17 protein-coding genes are annotated in these 18,968 nt (G+C 72.2%); 7 read left to right on the top strand and 10 right to left on the bottom strand.

The window, feature by feature from the left end; all coding sequences use genetic code 11:
- The first annotated feature begins 43 nt into the window (after nt 1-43).
- The 3 genes from AB0D53_RS26095 to AB0D53_RS26085 all read left to right on the top strand — a co-directional run bounded on the left by AB0D53_RS26095 (nt 44) and on the right by AB0D53_RS26085 (nt 3,437).
- Nucleotides 44-1,519 carry a chlorohydrolase family protein gene (locus AB0D53_RS26095; RefSeq protein ID WP_362450690.1) on the top strand — a complete coding sequence of 492 codons (1,476 nt, stop codon included), beginning with the start codon at nt 44-46 and terminating at the stop codon, nt 1,517-1,519.
- Nucleotides 1,516-2,160, top strand: a complete 645-nt coding sequence (locus AB0D53_RS26090; RefSeq protein WP_362450688.1) for a GntR family transcriptional regulator — start codon at nt 1,516-1,518, stop codon at nt 2,158-2,160. Before AB0D53_RS26095 ends, AB0D53_RS26090 begins: the two co-directional genes overlap by 4 nt.
- Before the next feature lie 68 nt (nt 2,161-2,228).
- Nucleotides 2,229-3,437, top strand: coding sequence for an amidohydrolase family protein (locus AB0D53_RS26085; RefSeq protein ID WP_362450686.1), 1,209 nt, complete (start codon nt 2,229-2,231; stop codon nt 3,435-3,437).
- A gap of 70 nt (nt 3,438-3,507) precedes the next feature.
- Here the strand turns inward: AB0D53_RS26085 and AB0D53_RS26080 are convergent, their stop codons facing one another.
- The 7 genes from AB0D53_RS26080 to AB0D53_RS26050 all read right to left on the bottom strand — a co-directional run bounded on the left by AB0D53_RS26080 (nt 3,508) and on the right by AB0D53_RS26050 (nt 13,041).
- Nucleotides 3,508-4,560 carry an oligopeptide/dipeptide ABC transporter ATP-binding protein gene (locus AB0D53_RS26080; RefSeq protein ID WP_362450684.1) on the bottom strand — a complete coding sequence of 351 codons (1,053 nt, stop codon included), beginning with the start codon at nt 4,558-4,560 and terminating at the stop codon, nt 3,508-3,510.
- Complete coding sequence (locus AB0D53_RS26075; RefSeq protein ID WP_362450682.1) at nt 4,557-5,648, bottom strand: ABC transporter ATP-binding protein; 1,092 nt, start codon at nt 5,646-5,648, stop codon at nt 4,557-4,559. Before AB0D53_RS26075 ends, AB0D53_RS26080 begins: the two co-directional genes overlap by 4 nt.
- Nucleotides 5,645-6,556, bottom strand: a complete 912-nt coding sequence (locus AB0D53_RS26070; protein WP_362450679.1) for an ABC transporter permease — start codon at nt 6,554-6,556, stop codon at nt 5,645-5,647. The genes AB0D53_RS26075 and AB0D53_RS26070 overlap by 4 nt, the downstream gene beginning before the upstream one ends.
- The gene (locus tag AB0D53_RS26065) at nt 6,553-7,527 is read right to left on the bottom strand and encodes an ABC transporter permease (protein ID WP_362450675.1); all 975 of its coding nucleotides are present in this window, start codon (nt 7,525-7,527) and stop codon (nt 6,553-6,555) included. Before AB0D53_RS26065 ends, AB0D53_RS26070 begins: the two co-directional genes overlap by 4 nt.
- On the bottom strand, nt 7,524-9,134 hold the full coding sequence (locus AB0D53_RS26060) for an ABC transporter substrate-binding protein (protein WP_362450673.1): 1,611 nt from the start codon (nt 9,132-9,134) through the stop codon (nt 7,524-7,526). The genes AB0D53_RS26065 and AB0D53_RS26060 overlap by 4 nt, the downstream gene beginning before the upstream one ends.
- A 489-nt stretch (nt 9,135-9,623) precedes the next feature.
- A complete protein-coding gene (locus tag AB0D53_RS26055) occupies nt 9,624-12,044 on the bottom strand; it encodes a Tex family protein (protein ID WP_362450671.1) in 2,421 nt (806 codons plus the stop codon).
- A 133-nt stretch (nt 12,045-12,177) separates the two neighbouring features.
- Nucleotides 12,178-13,041 (bottom strand): hypothetical protein, encoded by an 864-nt coding sequence (locus tag AB0D53_RS26050; RefSeq protein WP_362450668.1) that lies wholly within the window; start codon nt 13,039-13,041, stop codon nt 12,178-12,180.
- Between the two features lie 133 nt (nt 13,042-13,174).
- On the opposite strand from AB0D53_RS26050, the gene AB0D53_RS26045 reads away from it, so the two are divergent.
- The gene (locus tag AB0D53_RS26045) at nt 13,175-14,137 is read left to right on the top strand and encodes a GlxA family transcriptional regulator (RefSeq protein WP_362450666.1); all 963 of its coding nucleotides are present in this window, start codon (nt 13,175-13,177) and stop codon (nt 14,135-14,137) included.
- A gap of 52 nt (nt 14,138-14,189) precedes the next feature.
- Nucleotides 14,190-14,825: a DJ-1/PfpI family protein gene (locus AB0D53_RS26040; RefSeq protein WP_362450664.1), complete on the top strand. Its 636-nt coding sequence runs from the start codon at nt 14,190-14,192 to the stop codon at nt 14,823-14,825.
- Here AB0D53_RS26040 and AB0D53_RS26035 read toward each other — a convergent pair.
- On the bottom strand, nt 14,819-15,589 hold the full coding sequence (locus AB0D53_RS26035) for an enoyl-CoA hydratase/isomerase family protein (RefSeq protein WP_362450661.1): 771 nt from the start codon (nt 15,587-15,589) through the stop codon (nt 14,819-14,821). The genes AB0D53_RS26040 and AB0D53_RS26035 overlap by 7 nt on opposite strands.
- An 80-nt stretch (nt 15,590-15,669) precedes the next feature.
- Between AB0D53_RS26035 and AB0D53_RS26030 the strand changes: the two genes are divergently transcribed.
- Together AB0D53_RS26030 and AB0D53_RS26025 are read left to right on the top strand one after the other, a co-directional pair.
- Nucleotides 15,670-16,293 (top strand): HdeD family acid-resistance protein, encoded by a 624-nt coding sequence (locus tag AB0D53_RS26030; protein ID WP_362450658.1) that lies wholly within the window; start codon nt 15,670-15,672, stop codon nt 16,291-16,293.
- Between the two features lie 135 nt (nt 16,294-16,428).
- A complete protein-coding gene (locus tag AB0D53_RS26025; protein ID WP_362450656.1) occupies nt 16,429-16,884 on the top strand; it encodes an ATP-binding protein in 456 nt (151 codons plus the stop codon).
- A gap of 39 nt (nt 16,885-16,923) precedes the next feature.
- On the opposite strand, the gene idi is transcribed toward AB0D53_RS26025, so the two are convergent.
- Together idi and AB0D53_RS26015 are read right to left on the bottom strand one after the other, a co-directional pair.
- Entirely contained in the window at nt 16,924-17,517 is a 594-nt protein-coding gene (gene idi / locus AB0D53_RS26020; protein ID WP_329817275.1) for an isopentenyl-diphosphate Delta-isomerase, read from the bottom strand.
- Nucleotides 17,518-17,664: 147 nt separating this feature from the next.
- Nucleotides 17,665-18,933 (bottom strand): bifunctional class I SAM-dependent methyltransferase/N-acetyltransferase, encoded by a 1,269-nt coding sequence (locus AB0D53_RS26015; protein WP_362450651.1) that lies wholly within the window; start codon nt 18,931-18,933, stop codon nt 17,665-17,667.
- Nucleotides 18,934-18,968 lie beyond the last annotated feature (35 nt).

Here is an 18,968-nt window from a genome sequence, read left to right as displayed (position 1 = left end):
ACGTCCGGCCGGACGGCCCTGACACACATCCGCAGGAGGCCCCGTGCGAACCCGCTGGCGCGCCGCCCACATCCTCGCCCACCGCGGCGGCGGTCACGCGCTGCTGCGCGACGGCGAGATCGTGTGGGACGGATCCACCATCGCGTACGTCGGAAAGCGGTACGACGGCCCGGTGGACGAGGAACTGGACCTCGGCGAGGCGCTGGTGATGCCCGGGCTCATCGACCTGGACGCCCTCACCGACATCGACCACCTCGTCCTGGACTCCTGGGCGTCGCCGGAGACCGGCGGCGGGCTCCTCTGGTCGCGGGAGTACTTCACCGACCGGCGCCACGACGTCTTCACCCCGGCCGAACGGGCCACCGTCCGCGAGTACGCACTCGTCCAGCTGGCGCTGCACGGCATCACCACCTACATGCCCATCGCCTCGGAGGTCCACAGCGCCTGGGCCGAGCCGTACGGCGAACTCGTCTCCATGGCGCAGACCTCCCGGCGGATCGGCCTGCGGGGCTATCTGGGCCCCGCCTACCGGTCCGGCGTCAATGTGACGCTGCCCGACGGCGGCCGGGGCGTCGAGTTCGACGAGGAGCGAGGCCGCGACGGGCTCCGGGACGCCGTGCGCTTCCTGGACCATGTGGCCGGGCTGGACGACCCGCTGGTCAACGGCGTACTGCTGCCGTGCCGCATCGAGACGCTCACCGAAGAACTCATGCGGGAGACCGCCGCGATCGCGCGCCGGCGCGATGTCCTCGTACGGCTCCACTGCCTGCAGGGCATGCACGAACGGGACCTGGTGCGCCGGCTGCACGGCACCACGCCCCTGCACCTGCTCGAACGCACCGGGCTGCTGGACACCCGCCTCCTTGTCCCGCACGGCATCGTCATCGACCGGCATCCCGGTGTGCACGGCGAGGACCACGGCGACCTGGCCACCCTGGCGGCGGCCGGCGTCTCGGTCGTCCACTGCCCGCAGACCTCGCTGCGCTACGGCCAGGTGCTGCACTCCTTCGACGCGTACCGGAGGGCCGGGGTCAACCTCTGTCTGGGCACCGACTCCTTCCCGCCGGACCTGATCCGGGGCATGGACCTCGGCGTCCACCTCGCGAAGGTCGTCGACGGGCGCGCCGACGCGGCGCCCGCCGAGCGCTACGTCGAGGCGGCCACACTCGGCGGTGCCCGTGCGCTGGGCCGCACCGACCTCGGACGGCTGGAGCCGGGTGCCCAGGCGGACCTGGTCGCGTTCCGGCTGGACGACATCCGCGACGGCGTCCGGGACGACCCCGTCCGCACCTTCCTGCTGAACGGCACCGCCCGGCAGGCCACCCACTCCGTCGTGGCCGGACGCCCGGTCATGACCGACGGCCGCATCCCCGGCATCGACCAGGCCGACCTGCGCCGCCGCGCCCAGGGCCTGTTCGACAGGATGCGCGAGGCCTACAGCGAACGCGACGTGCTGCGCCGCGGCGCCGACGAGCTGTTCCCGCCGACGTTCCCGCCGTTCCGGGAGACGCGCTCTTGACCGAGCCCGGGCCGTCCCACGCCGAGCCGACGATCCGCACCCGCGTCCTCGGCGGCGCGTACCCGCCCGGCTCGCGCCGGCGCGAACTGTCCGACGTGCCGGGAGTACCGCGCATCCCCGTCCGCGAGGCCCTCGCCCGGCTGACGGGGGAGGGCCCGGTGGTGAACTCGCCACGACGCGGCGCCTCCGTACGCAACCTCTCGCTCCGCGACGTGGCCGCACTCTTCGACCTCCGGCTGCGCCCGGAGGTGTTCGCCGCGCGCCGGGCCGCCGAATCCCGCGCCGGCGGACGCGGCGGCGAACGGCTGCGGGAGCTCATGGCGGCGGCCGAGGACGCCACCCGGCGCGGCGACACCGACGAGATCCCGGCCGCCACCGCCGCCCTGCGCGCGGAGATCGTCGCGCTGACCGGCAACCGCCTGCTCCCGGACGCCCCGCAGCCCTCGCCCGGTCCGGTGCAGTGGCTCTTCACCGTCACCGGCGGCCTCGACCCGCGCGTCCGGCGCGCCGAGCACCAGGACATCTGCGCCGCGATCCACGCCGGCGGGCCCGACCTGGCCGATGCCCTCGCCCACGCACACATCGGGAGGGGCCGCGGCCCCTCCCCGGCGGCCCTGGCCGAGGTCCTTCCGGCCGAGTGACCCGCGGCGGCCGGACGACCGCCGCCCGAGAACCGCGCACCGGCGCCCGAGACAAGGAGATCCCCCACATGCTGATCACGAATGTCCGCCCCTGGGGCGGCGAACCGTGCGACATCGAGATCGGGAACGGTGCGATAGCCGCGATCACCCCGCACGACCCGGACCGTGACCAGGACGGCGACACCGTGGCGGGACGGGGACGGCTCGCCCTGCCGTCGTTCTCGGACGTCCACTGCCACCTGGACTCCACCCGCATCGGCCTCCCCTTCCGCGCCCACACCGGTGCACCCGGTGTCTGGGCCATGACCATGAACGACCGCGCCCACTGGCGCGAGGACGCATGGAGCGTCGCCGAGCGGGCCACGTTCACCCTGGGCCGCATGATCGAGCGCGGCACCACCCTCGTCCGCAGCTACGCGCAGATCGACGCGGACTGCGGGCTGGAGCGCTTCGAGGGCGTGCTCGCCGCCAAGGAGGCGCACGCCGGTCGCTGCGAGGTCGAGATCATGGCCTTCCCGCAGGCCGGTCTGCTCAAGGAGAAGGGCGTGCCGGAGCTGATGGACCGGGCCCTGTCCGCGGGCGCGGCCGTGGTCGGCGGCATCGACCCCTGCACCCTGGACCGGGACCCGGTACGCCACCTGGACATCGTCTTCGGCCTCGCCGAGCGCCACCGGGCACCGGTCGACATCCACCTCCACGAGCCCGGCCCGCTGGGCGTGTTCAGTGTCGACCTGATCCTGGAGCGGGTGCGCGCCCTCGGCATGGCCGGCCAGGTGACGCTCTCGCACGCGTACGATCTCGGCGGTGTCGACGAGGCGACGACGCGGCGGCTCATCGAGGAGTTCGCCGAGCTGGACATCGCGATGGCGACCGTCGCCCCCGCGCAGCACCGGGCGCTGCCGCTCGCCGAGCTGACGGCCGCCGGCGTGCGGGTCGGCCTCGGCGAGGACGGCCAGCGCGACTTCTGGTCTCCGTACGGCAACGGGGACATGCTGGACCGCACCTGGCAGCTCGCCTTCACCAACCGCTACCGGGCCGACGAGCTGATCGAGCACTGCATGGCCGTCGCCGGTCGCGGCGGTGCCTCGATCCTGCATCCGGAGCTGCCGCGCCTGACATCGGTGGCCGACCGGCCCGGTGTCTCGGTGGGCGACGCCGCCGATCTGCTGCTGGTCGACGGCGAGACCGTGACGTCCGCCGTGATGGACCGCGGCAACGACCGTACGGTGCTGCACGCCGGCCGCGTCGTCGCGGACGGCCTGGAGCTCGTCGGCTGACCCGGGCGCGCACACGCCGGAAGCCCGTCCCCCACGCGGTGGACGGGCTTCCGGCGTGTGCGCCGTGGTGTTACGCCGTGGCCTTCGCGGCATCCGGTACGGTGCCGTCGTCCGCCACCAGGTGGCACGCCACCTGGCGCGGCGCCGCTTCCGGGCCGCCCTCGCCGGGCAGCGTCCGCAGCACCGGCGACTCGGTACGGCACCGGTCGGTGGCCAGCGGGCACCGGGTGTGGAAGTGGCAGCCGGGCGGCGGGTCCAACGGGCTGGGCAGGTCGCCGCCGAGCACGATCCGGCTGCGGCCCCGCTGCTCGGCGGGGTCGGGCACCGGCGCCGCGGACAGCAGCGCCTGGGTGTACGGATGCCTGGGCGCCGCGAACAGCTCGGCGGCCGGGGCCTGTTCGACGATCCGGCCCAGGTACATCACCGCGATGCGGTCCGCCAGATACTCCACCGCCGCCAGGTCGTGGGTGATGAAGAGGCAGCCGAAGCCCCGGTCGCGCTGGAGGTCCGCGAGCAGGTTGAGCACCGATGCCTGGACCGACACATCGAGCGCCGAGGTCGGCTCGTCGGCCACCAGGAGCGCGGGGTCGACCGACAGGGCGCGGGCGATGGAGACCCGCTGACGCTGACCACCGGAGAGCTCATGGGGGTTGCGGTCCGCCAGCTCGGGCCGCAGACCTACCTGGGCGAGCAGCTCGTCCACCCGGACCGAGGCCTCGGCGCGGTTCGCCATACCGTGCAACCGCATTGGCTCCGCAATGATCTGACGGATCGTCATGCGCGGGTTGAGTGAGGACGACGGGTCCTGGAACACCAGGTGGAAGTCCTTGCGCAGGGGCCGGAGCGCACGCGGCGTGAGTGTGGTGACGTCGGTGCCGTTGATCTCCACGCTGCCGCCGGTCGGCCGGTCCAGGCGGACCACACAGCGTCCCACGGTCGACTTGCCGCTGCCCGACTCCCCGACGAGGCCGACGACCTCACCCGGCAGAATCGTCAACGACACACCGTCCACCGCCTTCACGGTGCCGCCCGACGCGTCGAAGTGCCGCTTGAGGTCGCGCACGGCCAGCACCGGGGTGACGGTTCCCGCGGTGCCGGGGGGTGGGGTGGGGCCGGCGGTCATCGGACGGTTCCCTTGCTCGGATCGGGACGGGACGGGTCGGTGCCGGCCGGTTCGGCGGCGGCCGGGGCGGCCGGGTGGTGGCAGGCGATCAGATGGGGCCCGGCGGCCTGCCGCAGCGGGGGACGGCTCGTCGGGCAGTCCGCGTCGGCAGACGCGCACCGCGGGGCGAAACCGCATCCCACGGGCTGCTCGCGCAGATCGGGCACCAGTCCGGGGATCTCGTCGAGCCGGGTCCGGCCGCCCTCGCTCCGGCTGCCGGGACGCAGTACGGCACCGAGCAGACCGCGGGTGTACGGGTGCCGCGGCGAGGCGAACAGTTCGTCCACCGGGGCCTCTTCGACCGGGCGGCCCGCGTACATCACCAGGACCCGGTCCGCGGTGTCCGCGACGACCCCGAGGTCATGGGTGATCAGCACGATCGCGGTGCCCAGCCGGTCCCGCAGGGAGCGGAGCACATCGAGGATGCCCGCCTGCACCGTCACATCGAGTGCGGTCGTCGGCTCGTCCGCGATCAGCACCGCGGGGTCGCACGCCACGGCGATCGCGATCATCACCCGCTGCCGCATGCCGCCGGAGAGCTGGTGCGGATACTCGTCCACCCGCTTGCGCGGGGCCGGGATGCCGACGATGCCGAGCAGTTCGACGGCCCGCTTTCTGGCCTCGCTCCGGCTCAGACCCTGGTGCCGGCGCAGGACCTCGGTGATCTGCCGTCCTACGGTGAGTACCGGATTGAGCGAGGTCATGGGCTCCTGGAAGATCATCGAGAGCCGGCGGCCGCGCAGCGAGCGCAGCTGCTTCTCCGGCGCGCCGACCAGCTCCTGACCGTCGAGGGTGATCGACCCGCCGACCCGGGCGGTCGGGGGCAGCAGCCCCATCACGGCCATCGAGGTGACGGACTTGCCGCACCCCGACTCGCCGACCACGGCCAGCACCTCACCGCGCGCCAGGTCGTAGGAGACCCCGTCCACGGCGTGCACGGTGCGCTCCGCTCCGTGGAAGGAGACCGACAGATCGCGGACCCGGAGCACCGGACCGGAGCCGTCTCGGGGGCCGGGCACGGGCGCGGTGGACGTTTCGACTTCGGTCACCGGGAACCTCCGCGGGGGTCGAGGATGTCGCGTACGCCGTCACCGAGCAGGTTGAACGCCAGGGTGGCGAGCACGATGACCAGGCCGGGGAAGACCGCCATCCAGGGCGCGTCCGCGATGAAGGGCTGGGCGCTGGAGAGCATCACACCGAGCGAGGGGGCGGGCGGCTGCACCCCGAGGCCCAGGAAGCTGAGCACCGCCTCGCCGATGATCGCGGACGGGATGCCCACGGTGGCCTGCACGATCAGCGTCGAGGTCGCGTTCGGCAGGATGTGGCGGAAGAGGATCACGCCGTCCCCGGCGCCGTTGGCGATCGCAGCGCCGACGTAGTCCAGGTGCTTGAGCCGGAGGGTCTCGGCGCGGGTGACGCGGACGATCCCCGGGATCTGGGAGATGCCGATCGCGATGGTCGCGTTCTGCAGCGAGGGGCCGAGCACCGCGGCGAGCCCGACGGCCAGCACCAGGAACGGGAAGGCCAGCATGGTGTCGGTCAGCCGGGAGACCACCGTGTCGGCGAACCGGCCGTAGTAGCCGGCCACCAGCCCCAGTGGGACGGCCACGACGAAGGCCAGCAGTACCGCCGCCACGCCGACCTGCATGGACGCGGTGACCCCGACCAGCACCCGGGACAGCTGGTCGCGGCCCAGGTCGTCGGTGCCCAGCCAGTGCGACCAGCCGGGTTCGGCCAGCGCGGCGCCGAAGTCCGGCCGGGCCGGGTCGTACGGGGCCAGCAGCGACGAGACGACCGCGACGAGCACGAACACCGCGGCGAGCACCGCACCGACCAGTGCCAGCCGGTTGCGGCGCAGCCGCCGCAGCGAGGCGGCCGGCCGCGCGGCGCGGCCGGGGGCGGGCCGCGGCACGGGGGCGACGGCCGCACTCGGCGCCGGGGACGGGGCGAGGGTCATCGGGAACCTCCGAGCCGGATGCGCGGGTCGACCACGGAGTACAGGAAGTCGACGAGCAGATTGATCAGGATGTAGGCGGCCGAGGTGAACAGCACCACGCCCTGGACCATGGCGTAGTCGCGGGTGAAGACCGCGTCGATGGTGAGCTTGCCGAAGCCCGGCAGGACGAAGACCTGTTCGGTGACGACGGCGCCGGAGATCAGATGGCCCAGTTGCAGGCCCAGCACGGTGATCACGGTGACGAGCGAGTTGCGCAGCCCGTGCCGGCCGATCACGGCGGCCGGGGCCAGTCCCTTGGCCCGTGCGGTGCGCACATAGTCCGAGGACATCGCGTCGATCATCGCCGCCCTGGTCTGGCGCATCACCACCGCGGCGAGGCCGGAGCCCAGCACCACGGCGGGCAGCACCAGCCGGCGCAGGTTCTCCAGCGGATCGGTGCTGAACGGCACGAATCCGGAGGCCGCGAAGACGGGCATGGCGATGGCGAAGAGCAGTACCAGCACGATCCCGAGCCAGAACGAGGGCACCGACATGCCGAGCAGGGCGATGCCGTTGGCCAGCCACTCCGCCGGCCTGCCGCGCCGGACCGCCGCCAGCACCCCGGCGCCGATGCCGACCACCACGGCCATCAGCAGGGAAAACGCGGCCAGTTCGAGGGTGATGGGCAGCGCCTGGGTGATGGAGTCCAGTACGGGGAGCCCGGTGCGGGCCGAGGTGCCGAAGTCCCCGGTGGCCGCGTGGCTGACGTAACGCCAGTACTGGACCGCGATGTTGTCGTCGAGCCCGTACTCCTCGCGGATCGCGGCCAGGACCTCCGGGGAGGTCTGCTCACCGGCGAGGGCCTGGGCGGTGTCGCCGGGCATCGCGCGCACCCCGAGGAAGACGGTGATGCTCACCAGCACCATGGTCACCAGCGACATGCCGATCCGGCGGCTCACGTACGACGTGAGCAGTCTGCGCAGGAGTTTCACCGGCTCCCCTTCGTGTAACCGGCTTCCTTGACCTTGATCAGGCCGTCACCGGAGAGCTTGATCCCGCTCACGTTCTGCGAGGCGGAGACGTAGTTGATGTTCCGGTAGAGGTAGATGACGCCGTGCTGCTTGTTGATCGCGGCCGTGAGCCTGCGATAGACATCGCGGCGCTCGGCGATGTCGGAGGTGCTGCGGCCTTCGACGATCAGCCGGTCGATGGCCGGGTCCGAGAGCTTGCCCTGGTTGTTGCTGCCCTTGGTGCCGACGAGGCTGTCGATGTTGCCCGCCGGATCCGGCTGACCGCCCCAGCCGCCCGTCCGCGCCTCGAAGTCACCGGCGAGGGTGCGGGTGAGGCCGGTGGCGAACTCGGTCGGCCGCAGCTTGACCTCGAAGCCGGCGTCGGCGGCCATGGCCTGCACGACCTGGCCGAGACGGCTGTCGTCGGGAGTCGTGTTGATCATCAGCTCCAGCGGCACCGGAGTCCTCACCCCGGCGGCCTTCAGCAGCCGTTGGGCCTTCGCCACGTCCCGCTTCGGGCAGGTGAGCGGGGAGCTGAGCGGAGTACCCGGGGGTACGGGGCCGCAGGCCGGTTCGTACATCCCCTGGAAGACCAGCTTGTTGATCAGTTCGCGGTCCAGGGAGAGGTCGAAGGCCTCCCGCACCCGTACGTCGTGGCCGAAGGGGCTGTCGACCGGGCTGGGGTCCTTGTCGATGCCGTGCGAGTTGCCGACGTTGAGCGTGAGGGCCATGTAGCCGAGCGACGGGGTGTTGAGGAGCTGGAGGTCCTTCTCACCCATGGAGTTGCGAACCTCGACCGGGCCCATCTGGTCGCCGATCTGGATGTCACCGGACCGGATGTTGGCCATCCGGATGGTGCCGTCGGTGATCGTCTTGTAGATGACGCGGTCCAGGTGGACCTTGTCCGCGTCGTAGTACAGCGGGTCCTTCTCCAGCTCGATCCGGTCGCCGACGACCCGCTTGACGTACCGGAACGGGCCGACGCACGAGGGGTGCGCGGCGAAATTCCTGCCGTAGGTGCCGAGCGCCTTCGGGGACATGATCAGCCCGGCCGTGTTGGCCAGCCGTCCGAGGAGCGGGACATCGGGGTGGCTGAGCGAGAGCCGCACGGTGTACGGACCGATCGCCGTGACCTTCTGTACGGAGTCGATCTCGGACGCCCGCCCGGAGCCGCGCAGATGCAGGTGCCGGTCGAGCGAGGTCTTCACCGCCTGCGCGTCCAGCCGGGCGCCGTCGCTGAATTCGGCGTCCTCGCGGACGTCGAAGGTGAAGGTCCTGCCGCCGTCGGTGATCCTCGGCATCGAGGCGGCGAGCTGCGGTACGAACTTGTTGTCCTGGTCCACGTCGTAGAGCTGTTCGCACATGGACGAGAAGACGGTGCGGGCGACCAGGGTCGACGTCAGGCTCGGGTCCAGCATGTCGGGATCGGACTTCAGTCCGATCGTGACCGTGCCGCCGTCGCGTACGGGGCGCATATCGGTGAGCCGGGCTCGGGCGGTGGTCTCTTTGCCGGGGGGAGAGAGCGAGCTGCACGCGGTGGTGGTCACCAGCAGCGCGGCCACCGAGAGAGCGGCCGGAATTCGACGCACGGGAACAGCCTCCTTCGGGACGGCAGGCAGGACGGCAGGGCAGCAGAACGGCAGGGCGGCCGGAGGGCCGGACGACTGCCGGTGCGCGTGCACATTGAGGCGCAACGGTATACCAAGGGACTTGATCGTCAATCGGAATATGGTGCGCCGTTTGCCGTGCCGGAGGGAAACATGCTGGATATAAAGGGCAAGGCGTCCCATGTGCTGCCGGAGCGACTGTTCACCCGAGACCTATTTGGCATACCGATATGGGAAAGTCTTGGTGAATGCGGTGAAGGACCGGCGTCCGTGGGGGAGTTGTGCCGCTGCCGCTGCCAGGCGCTGCCGCCGCCGGCGGGCGCTGTGGACCCGGGTGCGCCGGTGCGCCGTCGGAGGAGTCGACGACGGCGACGAGGGGGCGGGGCCGGGGTGTGGTCACCGGCCCCGGGAGAAAAGAGGAGCGGGGAGGGGCCCGCCGCAGGCGTGGCCCCTCCCCGCTCGGTGGTCCCGCTACCGCTTGCTGCTGCGGCCGCCCTGGCCCGGGTCCGTCAGCCCGGCCCGCCGCAGGGCGTCGGCCATGGCGCTGTTCACAGGCGCCGGTGCCGGACGGGCGGATCCGCCCCCGTTGCCGCCACCGCGCCGGTCGCGGTCCTGGCCGCCCTGCCCCTGACGCTGCCGCGGCGGCCGGCCGCCCTGGCCGCCGCGCTCGCCCCGCTCACGCCTCGGGCCGCCCTGGGGACCCGTACCGGCCGCCGCCTCGTCGTCCAGCCGCAACGTCAGCGAGATCCGCTTGCGCGGCACGTCGACGTCCATGACCTTGACCTTCACGATGTCGCCCGGCTTCACGACGTCCCTCGGGTCCTTCACGAAGGTCCGCGACATCGCCGACACGTGCACCAGGCCGTCCTGGTGCACACCGATGTCCACGAACGCGCCGAACGCCGCCACATTGGTGACGACACCTTCCAGCACCATTCCGGACGCCAGATCGCCGATCTTCTCGACGCCCTCCTTGAAGGTGGCCGTCTTGAACGCGGGCCGCGGGTCGCGCCCCGGCTTCTCCAGCTCCTTCAGGATGTCGGTGACCGTCGGCAGACCGAACTTCTCGTCCACGAAGTCGTCGGCCCGCAGCGACCGCAGCACCCCCGTGTTGCCGACCAGCGAGGCGACGTCGCCGCCGGTCCGCTTCACCATCGCCCGCACCACCGGATACGCCTCCGGGTGCACGCTCGACGCGTCCAGCGGGTCGTCGCCCCGGATACGAAGGAAGCCCGCGCACTGCTCGTACGCCTTCGGGCCCAGCCGTGCCACGTCCTTGAGCGCCTTGCGGGACCGGAAGGGACCGTTCGCGTCGCGGTGCGCGACGATGTTCTCGGCGAGCCCCGAGCCGATCCCCGACACCCGCGAAAGGAGCGGCGCGGAGGCAGTGTTGACGTCGACGCCGACACCGTTCACGCAGTCCTCGACGACCGCGTCCAGCGAGCGCGACAGCTTCACCTCGGACAGGTCGTGCTGGTACTGCCCGACACCGATCGACTTCGGGTCGATCTTCACCAGCTCGGCGAGCGGGTCCTGCAGCCGCCGTGCGATGGAGACGGCGCCGCGCAACGACACGTCCATGTCGGGGAGTTCCTGCGAGGCGAAGGCCGACGCCGAGTACACGGACGCGCCCGCCTCGGACACCATCACCTTGGTGAGCTTCAACTCCGGGTGCTTGTCGATGAGTTCGCCGGCGAGCTTGTCGGTCTCCCGGGACGCCGTGCCGTTGCCGATCGCGATCAGGTCGACGTCGTGGGCCTTCGCCAGCCGTTCCAGCGCGGCCAGCGACTGGTCCCACTTGTTCGCCGGGACGTGCGGATGGATGACGTCCGTCGCCACGACCTTGCCGGTCGCGTCGACGACGGCGACCTTCACACCCGTACGGAAACCGGGGTCGAGCCCGAGCGTGGCCCGGGTTCCGGCCGGGGCGGCGAGCAGCAGATCGCGCAGGTTCGACGCGAAGACGCGTACCGCCTCGTCCTCCGCCGCCGTGCGCAGCCGCAGCCGCAGATCGATGCCGAGGTGCACCAGGATCCGGGTCCGCCAGGCCCAGCGCACCGTGTCGCCGAGCCACTTGTCGCCGGGGCGGCCGCGGTCGGCCACCCCGAAGCGCCGCGCGACCATGTTCTCGTACGTCGAGGGGGCGGGCGTCCCGGACGGCTCCTCCGGCTCCGGCTCCAGGACCAGATCGAGTACGTCCTCCTTCTCGCCCCGGAGCATCGCGAGCACCCGGTGCGAGGGCAGCGCGGTGAACGGCTCGGCGAAGTCGAAGTAGTCGGCGAACTTCGCCCCCGCCTCCTCCTTGCCGTCCCGCACCTTGGCGGCCAGCCGCCCGCGCGACCACATGCGTTCACGCAGCTCGCCGATCAGGTCGGCGTCCTCGGAGAACCGCTCGGTGAGGACGGCGCGGGCCCCCTCCAGCGCGGCCGCGACGTCCGCGACGCCCTTGTCGGCGTCGACGAAGCCGGCGGCGGCGACGAGCGGATCGACCGAGGGGTCGCCGAGCAGGCCGTCGGCGAGCGGTTCGAGCCCGGCCTCCCGGGCGATCTGCGCCTTGGTGCGCCGCTTGGGCTTGAACGGCAGATAGATGTCCTCCAGGCGGGCCTTGGTGTCGGCGGCCCGGATCTGTGCCTCCAGGGCCTCGTCCAGCTTGCCCTGCTCGCGCACCGAGTCGAGGATCGCCGCACGGCGGTCCTCCAGCTCCCGCAGATACCGCAGCCGCTCCTCCAACGTGCGCAGCTGCGCGTCGTCGAGCATCTCGGTCGCTTCCTTGCGGTAGCGCGCGATGAACGGCACGGTCGACCCGCCGTCGAGCAGCTCGACGGCCGCCTTCACCTGCCGTTCACGTACGCCGAGCTCCTCGGCGATCCTGCCTTCGATGGACGTCGTCACGGTTCTACCGACTCGCCTTCTCGTACTGGCTCTACTGGCTGTGCATGCCGGGGCAGGGCCCCTTCGTCTGCATTGTGCCGGGTGGCCGGGCGCCGTGTCGCCCGGCCACCCCCGTTGTCGGCCGGACGGCGGCTCAGCTCTTCGCGATCAGATCGGCCGGGAAGGCGCCCGCCGAAGCCGCCGTGAACAGGAACCCGCGCGCCAGCTCGGTCAGCCGCTCCACGCCCTCCGCGCCCAGGTGCTCGTACGGGGCCGCGTCCATCCGGTCCGTGGCCTCCTCCAGCTCCGCCCGGAGCGCGACGCCCGCCTCCGTCAACTCGCCCTCGGGGTCCAGGAGTCCGCGCCCGCGCAGCCGCTCGCAGGCCGCGTCCCAGTCCTCGCGGCGCCAGCCCCGGGTGGCGAGCACCCAGCGCGGGGACATTCCCTTGCCGGTCGCCGTGTGGCTGACCAGGGCCTCCAGAGGGTCGAGTCCGGCGGTCAGGAGTGCGGCGAGATGGCCGTCGCCGCGGTGCTCGCGCAGCAGCGCGGCGGCGTGCCACAACGCCAGATGCGGCTCCTCGGGCACCGGGAGATCGGCATGGGCGGCGTAGAGCGGCCGGGCGTGTCGGGTGCACCCCTCGGCCGCGCGCAGTGCGAGCTCCGCCGCCTCGGCCAGCTCCGGGGAGGCGATGATCTCCTCGCCCAGCAGCCGCCGCAGGGTGGCGTCGGCGGCGCGCAGCCGGGCGTCCAGGACCGCCTGCGGCGAGGCGACGGACCAGACGGCGGGCAGGTGCCGGGCCACCAGGTCGTGGCTGAAGTTGTAGAACGCCGCGGTGACCGTGCCCGGTCCGACGGGGCCCATCGCCGCCGAACGCGTGGCGAAGTAGGCGGCGTTCGAGTCGTCGATGCCGAGCTCCCCGAACTCCTTGCCGAGGTCGGGGGAGAAGTAGAACGTCGAGTGCAGCGGGTTGACGGCGTTGTGGCAGCGGCGTCCGGCGCGAGGCGGCAGAGTACTCATGAAGGCACATTACCGACCGGTTGGTACGCCTGGTAACCCCGGACGGTGCCCGAATCACGGCGGCCCAGACATGGCAGAAAAGGTGGGTTCTTCGTCATTGCGGCCATATGCGGGGCCGACCAGGATGACAGCCATGACGCAGCGATCCGTACTCGTCGTCCTCTACGACGGAGTCCAGAGCCTCGATGTCACCGGGCCGGTGGAGGTCTTCGCCGGGGCCTCCCACTTCCCCGGCGCCGGATACGCGCTGCGCACCGCCTCGCTCGACGGCGCCCCGGTCCGCACCAGCAGCGGCCTCGTCCTCGTCCCGGACGGCGCCCTGGCCGGCGCCGAACCGCCCCACACCCTGCTCGTACCCGGCGGCGAGGGCACCCGCGCCCCGGACCCGGCACTCGTCGACTGGCTGCGGACACACGCCCCGCGGGCCGAACGGCTCGTCTCCGTCTGCACGGGCGCGCTGCTGCTCGCCGGAGCCGGACTGCTCGACGGGCACCGGGTGACCACGCACTGGACGGTCTGCGACCACCTCGCCCGCAACCACCCGGCCGTCGAGGTCGACCCGGACCCGATCTTCGTACGTGACGGCCGGCTGGCCACCTCCGCCGGGGTCACGGCCGGAATCGACCTGGCCCTCGCGCTCGTCGAGGAGGACCAGGGCAGGGACATCGCGCTCAGCATCGCCCGGCACCTCGTGGTCTTTCTGCGCAGGCCCGGGAACCAGGCCCAGTTCAGCGCCCAGCTCACCGCCCAGACCGCCCGGCGCGAGCCGCTGCGCCAGGTCCAGCACTGGATCACCGAGAACCCCGGCGAGGACCTCTGCGTCGAGGCACTCGCCGCCCGGGCCCGTCTGTCGCCCCGTCATTTCGCCCGGGCCTTCCAGGCCGAGACGGGCCTCACGCCGGGCCGTTATGTCGACCGTGTACGCCTCGAACAGGCCCGCAGACTGCTGGAGGACACCACCGACGGCGTCGCCGGCATCTCCCGCGCCTGCGGCTACGGCACCCCGGAGGCCATGCGCCGCGCGTTCGTCAAGGCGCTGGGCACCGCTCCCGCCGAATACCGCCGCCGCTTCCGTATCCGGCCCGCCACCGACTGACCGCTCGCCCGACCGCCCGACCGCCCGACCGCCGGACCACGAAAGGGAACTCATGCAGATCGCCATCGTCCTCTTCGACCGTTTCACCGCACTCGACGCGGTGGGCCCCCACGAAATGCTCGTCCGCACCCCCGGCGCCGAGACCGTGTTCGTCGCCGAACGGTCCGGGCCGGTGCGCAATGACACCGGCACCCTCACGCTCGTCGCCGAAAGGTCCTTCTCCGAGGTGCCGGCACCGGACGTGGTGATCGTGCCCGGCGGCCCCGGCCAGCGCGACCAGATGGAGAACGAGGCGCTGCTCGGCTGGCTGCGCACCGCCGATGCCACCAGCACCTGGACCACCTCCGTCTGTACCGGTTCGCTGCTGCTCGCCGCGGCCGGACTGCTGACGGGTCGGCGCGCCACCTCGCACTGGCTCCTGCTGGACGTGCTGAAGGAGTTCGGCGCAGAGGCGACCGGCGAGCGCGTCGTCATCGACGGGAAGTACGTCACCGCGGCCGGCGTCTCGTCCGGCATCGACATGGGGCTCACCCTGGCGGGCCGGATCGCGGGCGACGAACACGCCATGGCCGTACAGCTGCTGACCGAGTACGACCCGCAGCCCCCGTACGACGCGGGCTCGCCGGAGAAGGCCCCGGCGGCCATGGTCGAGCGGTTCCGCGCCCAGCGCCACTACCTCCTTCAGTAGCGCGCGGGCGGACGGACCGTCCAGGTGAAGCGCGGCGTGCGCCGTTCCAGGAAGGCGGCGACCCCCTCGGCGGTGTCGCCGCTGCCGCGTGCCTGCTCCGCCCAGTACGCGTCCCGGTCCTCGCGCCCGGCGGAGAACTCCTTCGCCGCCGCCTGCGTCAGCTGCGAGCGGGCCGTCAGGGTCGCCGCGTACGCCTCGACCCGCTTGCCCAGCTCGCCGGCCGGCAGCACCTCGTCGACCAGACCGGTGCGCAGCGCCCGTGCGGTGTCGATCAGCTCGCCGGAGAAGAGCAGGTGCTTCGCCGTGGCCGGGCCGGTGAGTGCCACGAGCCGCCGGGTCGACGGCGCGGCGTACACGATGCCGAGCTTGGCCGGGGTGACACCGAAGGACGCGCCCTCCTCCGCGAACCGCAGATCGCAGGCGGCCGCCAGCTGGCTGCCGCCGCCCACGCAGTAGCCCCGGATCGCCGCGAGCGTCGGCTTGGGGAACGCGGCCAGCGCCTCCTCGGCCGCTACGGCGAGCGCCTGCGGATCGCCCGCCGGGTCCCGCAGCGAGGAGATGTCCGCACCCGCGCAGAAGGTGTCCCCGGCACCGGTCAGCACCAGCACCCGGACCTCCGGATCGGCCGCCAGCCGCTCCAGCAGAGCGGGCAGCGCGCGCCACATCGAGGCCGTCATCGCATTGCGTTTGGCGGGGTTGCTGATCACGACGGTGGCGACGCCGTTCGCGACGGCGTGTTCCAGCCCGGGTTCCGTACGGTCCATGCGCCGGATGCTATCCGTACCGTTCGAACCTATGATCAAGAAGGGGTCGCCGAACAGGCACGCACCGTGAGGAGCTTCCCGTGGCCGATCCCGCAACCGAGGGCAGGAGGCTGAGCCGCAGCTTCGGCTGGCTCGCCCTGCTCGGCACCCTTCTCGTCGTGGCCGGCATCGTCGGTCTCGTCTACACCGGCGTCGCGACGCTGACCTCGATGCTCCTGTTCGGCTGGCTGCTGCTGATCGGCGGCATCGTCGGACTGCTGCACGCCATCGACTCCCGCGGCAGCGACTACTTCTGGCTGGGTGTCGTGGTGGCCGCCCTGAACATCGCCGCCGGAGTCGTCGTCATCCGCCACCCGCACGGCACGGCGGAGGCACTGACGATGTTCGCCGCCCTGCTCTTCCTGACCGGCGGGGTGTTCCGCCTCGTGGGCAGCGTGGTGGTGCGCGGTCCGCAGTTCGGCTGGACGCTGCTGCAGGGCGCCTTCGGCCTGCTGCTGGGGCTGCTGGTGCTCTTCGACTGGCCGCACAGCAGTCTCTACGTGCTGGGCCTCTTCTTCTCCCTGGCACTGCTCTTCGACGGGCTCGGCCTGATCGCGATGGGTGTGGGCGGCCGGCGTATCGTCTCGATGGTCTCGGAACAGAGGGTGACCGGAGAGCTTCCCGACTCACCTCCGCGAAACGAGCAGAATCGGTTCAATGATTGAGTCATTTGTGTTCCGTCCGGTCAGAACATGTCGATAGAGGTCGAATTCTGTTCAGTGGCCCGGCCGGGGTCGACTACGCCCCGCACTCTGTACTCGACGTGCAGTCACCATCGAGCGGAGAGCGGGTACCGGACTATGGAGAGCCGCGGAAGTGTCCCGGCCCGGCCCGTGTCGTACGAGGGAGTCTGGCGGTTCACCGCCCCGGCCGTGGACGTCTCCGTACCGCAGGCCCGGCACGCGGTACGCGATCTGCTGAGGCGCCAGGGCGTGCCGCTGGACGAGGACGTCGCCGAGGGGCTGCTGCTGATCGTCTCCGAGCTGGTCACCAACGCGGTGAAGCACGCCGCGCTGCTCTCGCCGGAGCTCGCCGTCGAGGTGGCCGTCGGCGAGGAGTGGATCAGGGTGTCCGTCGAGGACAACCACCCCTACCGGCCGACGGCCCTGGAGACGGACTACGCGCAGACCGGCGGGCGCGGTCTGCTGCTGGTCCGGGAGATCACCCGGGAAGCGGGCGGAGCCTGCGATGTGGAGCACACCGCAGGCGGCGGAAAGATCATCTGGGCGGCGCTGCCGCTGAACCCGAGGCCCTGACCACCGGCATCCGCCGGCGCGCCCGGTGCCGCCCGCCCGTCACCAGCCGGCGGACGGCCCGGTCAGCTCCCTGATCGCCGGACGCGCGGCATCCAGCACCGTCATGAACCAGGCCGAGAACGGCGACCGGGCATGCCGCTCGGTGAGCTCCTGGGCCGTCACGAACGCGGTCTCACCGACCTCCTCGGGGTCCGGGGCGGGCCGCTCCTGCGCCATTCCCACGAAGAGGTGGTTGAACTCCTGCTCCACCAGGCCGGAGGCGGGGTCGGGGTGGTTGTAACGGACCGTGCCCGCCTCGGCCAGCAGGGAGGGGGAGATCCCCAGCTCCTCGTAGGTGCGCCGGGCCGCGGCGGCGAAGGGCGCCTCACCCGGGTAGGGGTGACCGCAGCAGGTGTTCGACCAGACACCGGGGGAGTGGTACTTGCCGAGCGCACGGCGCTGGAGCAGCAGCCTGCCCTGCTCGTCGAAGAGGAAGACCGAGAAGGCGCGGTGCAGCTGACCGGGCGGCTGGTGGGCGGCGAGCTTCTCCGCCGTACCGATGGTGGTGCCGTTCTCGTCGACCAGTTCGAGCATGATCGCTTCTGCTGTGCCGTTCGACGAGCTGTGCGCCGCGGTGGCTGGTGTGGTCGGCATACCCATCCTTCGCTATGGTCCCGGCCCGGTGCGCCGGTCCCGTCGATTCCGGTCAAGTCTGCCGTACAAAAGCCGCTTGTCCGCACCTCGGGGTCTCGCATGTCCGGTCCCGCCGCACCACGCGGCGCGGCGGGACCGGACGGTGCGTCAGACGCCGAAGGCGGCCGGGTAGAGGATCGTGCCCTGCGGCACCGGCGCGGATTCGTCCAGCACCAGGGCCATCATCGCCTCGTCCGGGACGTCGAAGCCCGGCCGGATCCCGTACCGCGACGCCGGAACGAAGCCGAACTTCGGGTAGTACTCGGGATGACCGAGCACCAGGACGAGTGACTCGCCGCGCAGTCTTGCCGCGTCGAGCACCGCCCGCACCACCGCCTGCCCCGCCCCCCGGCGCTGGTGCTCCGGGGCCGTCGCCACCGGTGCCAGCGCGAGCGCCGGAGCGTCCCCGACCCGGCACCGGGTCAGCAGGGCGTAGGCCGCGACGTCCCCGTCCGGGCCGTCCGTCGCGACCCGGGAGAGGCCGGGCAGCCAGGCCGCCGGGTCGGCGCGCAGCGCGTCGACGAGAGCGGCCTCGTCCGGGGTCGGGAAGGCGGCGGCGTTGACCGTGTGCACGGCCGCGGCGTCCGCCGCCGTCTCCGGCCGGGTCGTCCAGCGCGGGTCGGCGGGACGCAGTACGTAGCCGGCGTAGCCGTACTCCGTACCGTGGTCGCGCCGCACGGCCAGCTCCTCGCGGGTCGCCGCGAGCGCCCACGCCATGCCGGGTGCCGACGCGTCGGCGGCCTCGACCCGGCCGGCGAGCGGGACGTAGTACTCGTCCCAGTCGCTGTCGGGCTGCACCAGAGCCCCGAGAACGTGGTAGCCGGCCGCCACGGCCGCCGCGGTGTTGCCCGCCACGGGGCGCATCGACGTCTCACGCTCCCAGAAGGCGCGTGCTTCGGCGGTCGGCGCGTCCGTCGTCCAGACGCACTCGCTGACGACCAGGGAGCCGCCCGGGGCGAGCAGCCGCTTCCAGTCACGCAGGGCGGTGTCGAAACCGATGAGATACGCCGACCCCTCGGCCCAGACGAGGTCGAACGACCCGTCGGGGAAACCGGGGCCGGACAGCTCCGCCATGTCGGCCCGGACCGTACGGATACGGCCGCCGAGCCCGCGGGCGTCGGCCGACTCGCGCAGTTCGTCGAGGAACGGCTGATGGAGGTCGACGGCGGTCACCTCGGCGCCGGCCTCGGCGGCGAGGAGCAGTGCGGCACGGCCGGGCCCGCAGCCCAGGTCCAGGACGCGCGGACGGTGCGGCAACGGGCCGGTGTGCTCCAGCAGCCGCCGGGTGGTGGCATCGGAGCCGGGGCTCTGCCGGGGCAGGCCGTGGTGCAGGGAGAAGAACGCCTCGGTACGGACGGCGTGGTCGTTGTCGGTCAACGTGGGAACCCTTGGTGTACGAGGGCTCCGGCCAA

This window comes from Streptomyces sp. NPDC048295, assembly GCF_040652135.1.
Lineage (GTDB): Bacteria > Actinomycetota > Actinomycetes > Streptomycetales > Streptomycetaceae > Streptomyces.
The sequence above is the reverse complement of the archived record's forward strand: the minus strand, read 5'-3'. Positions and strand labels throughout refer to the sequence as shown.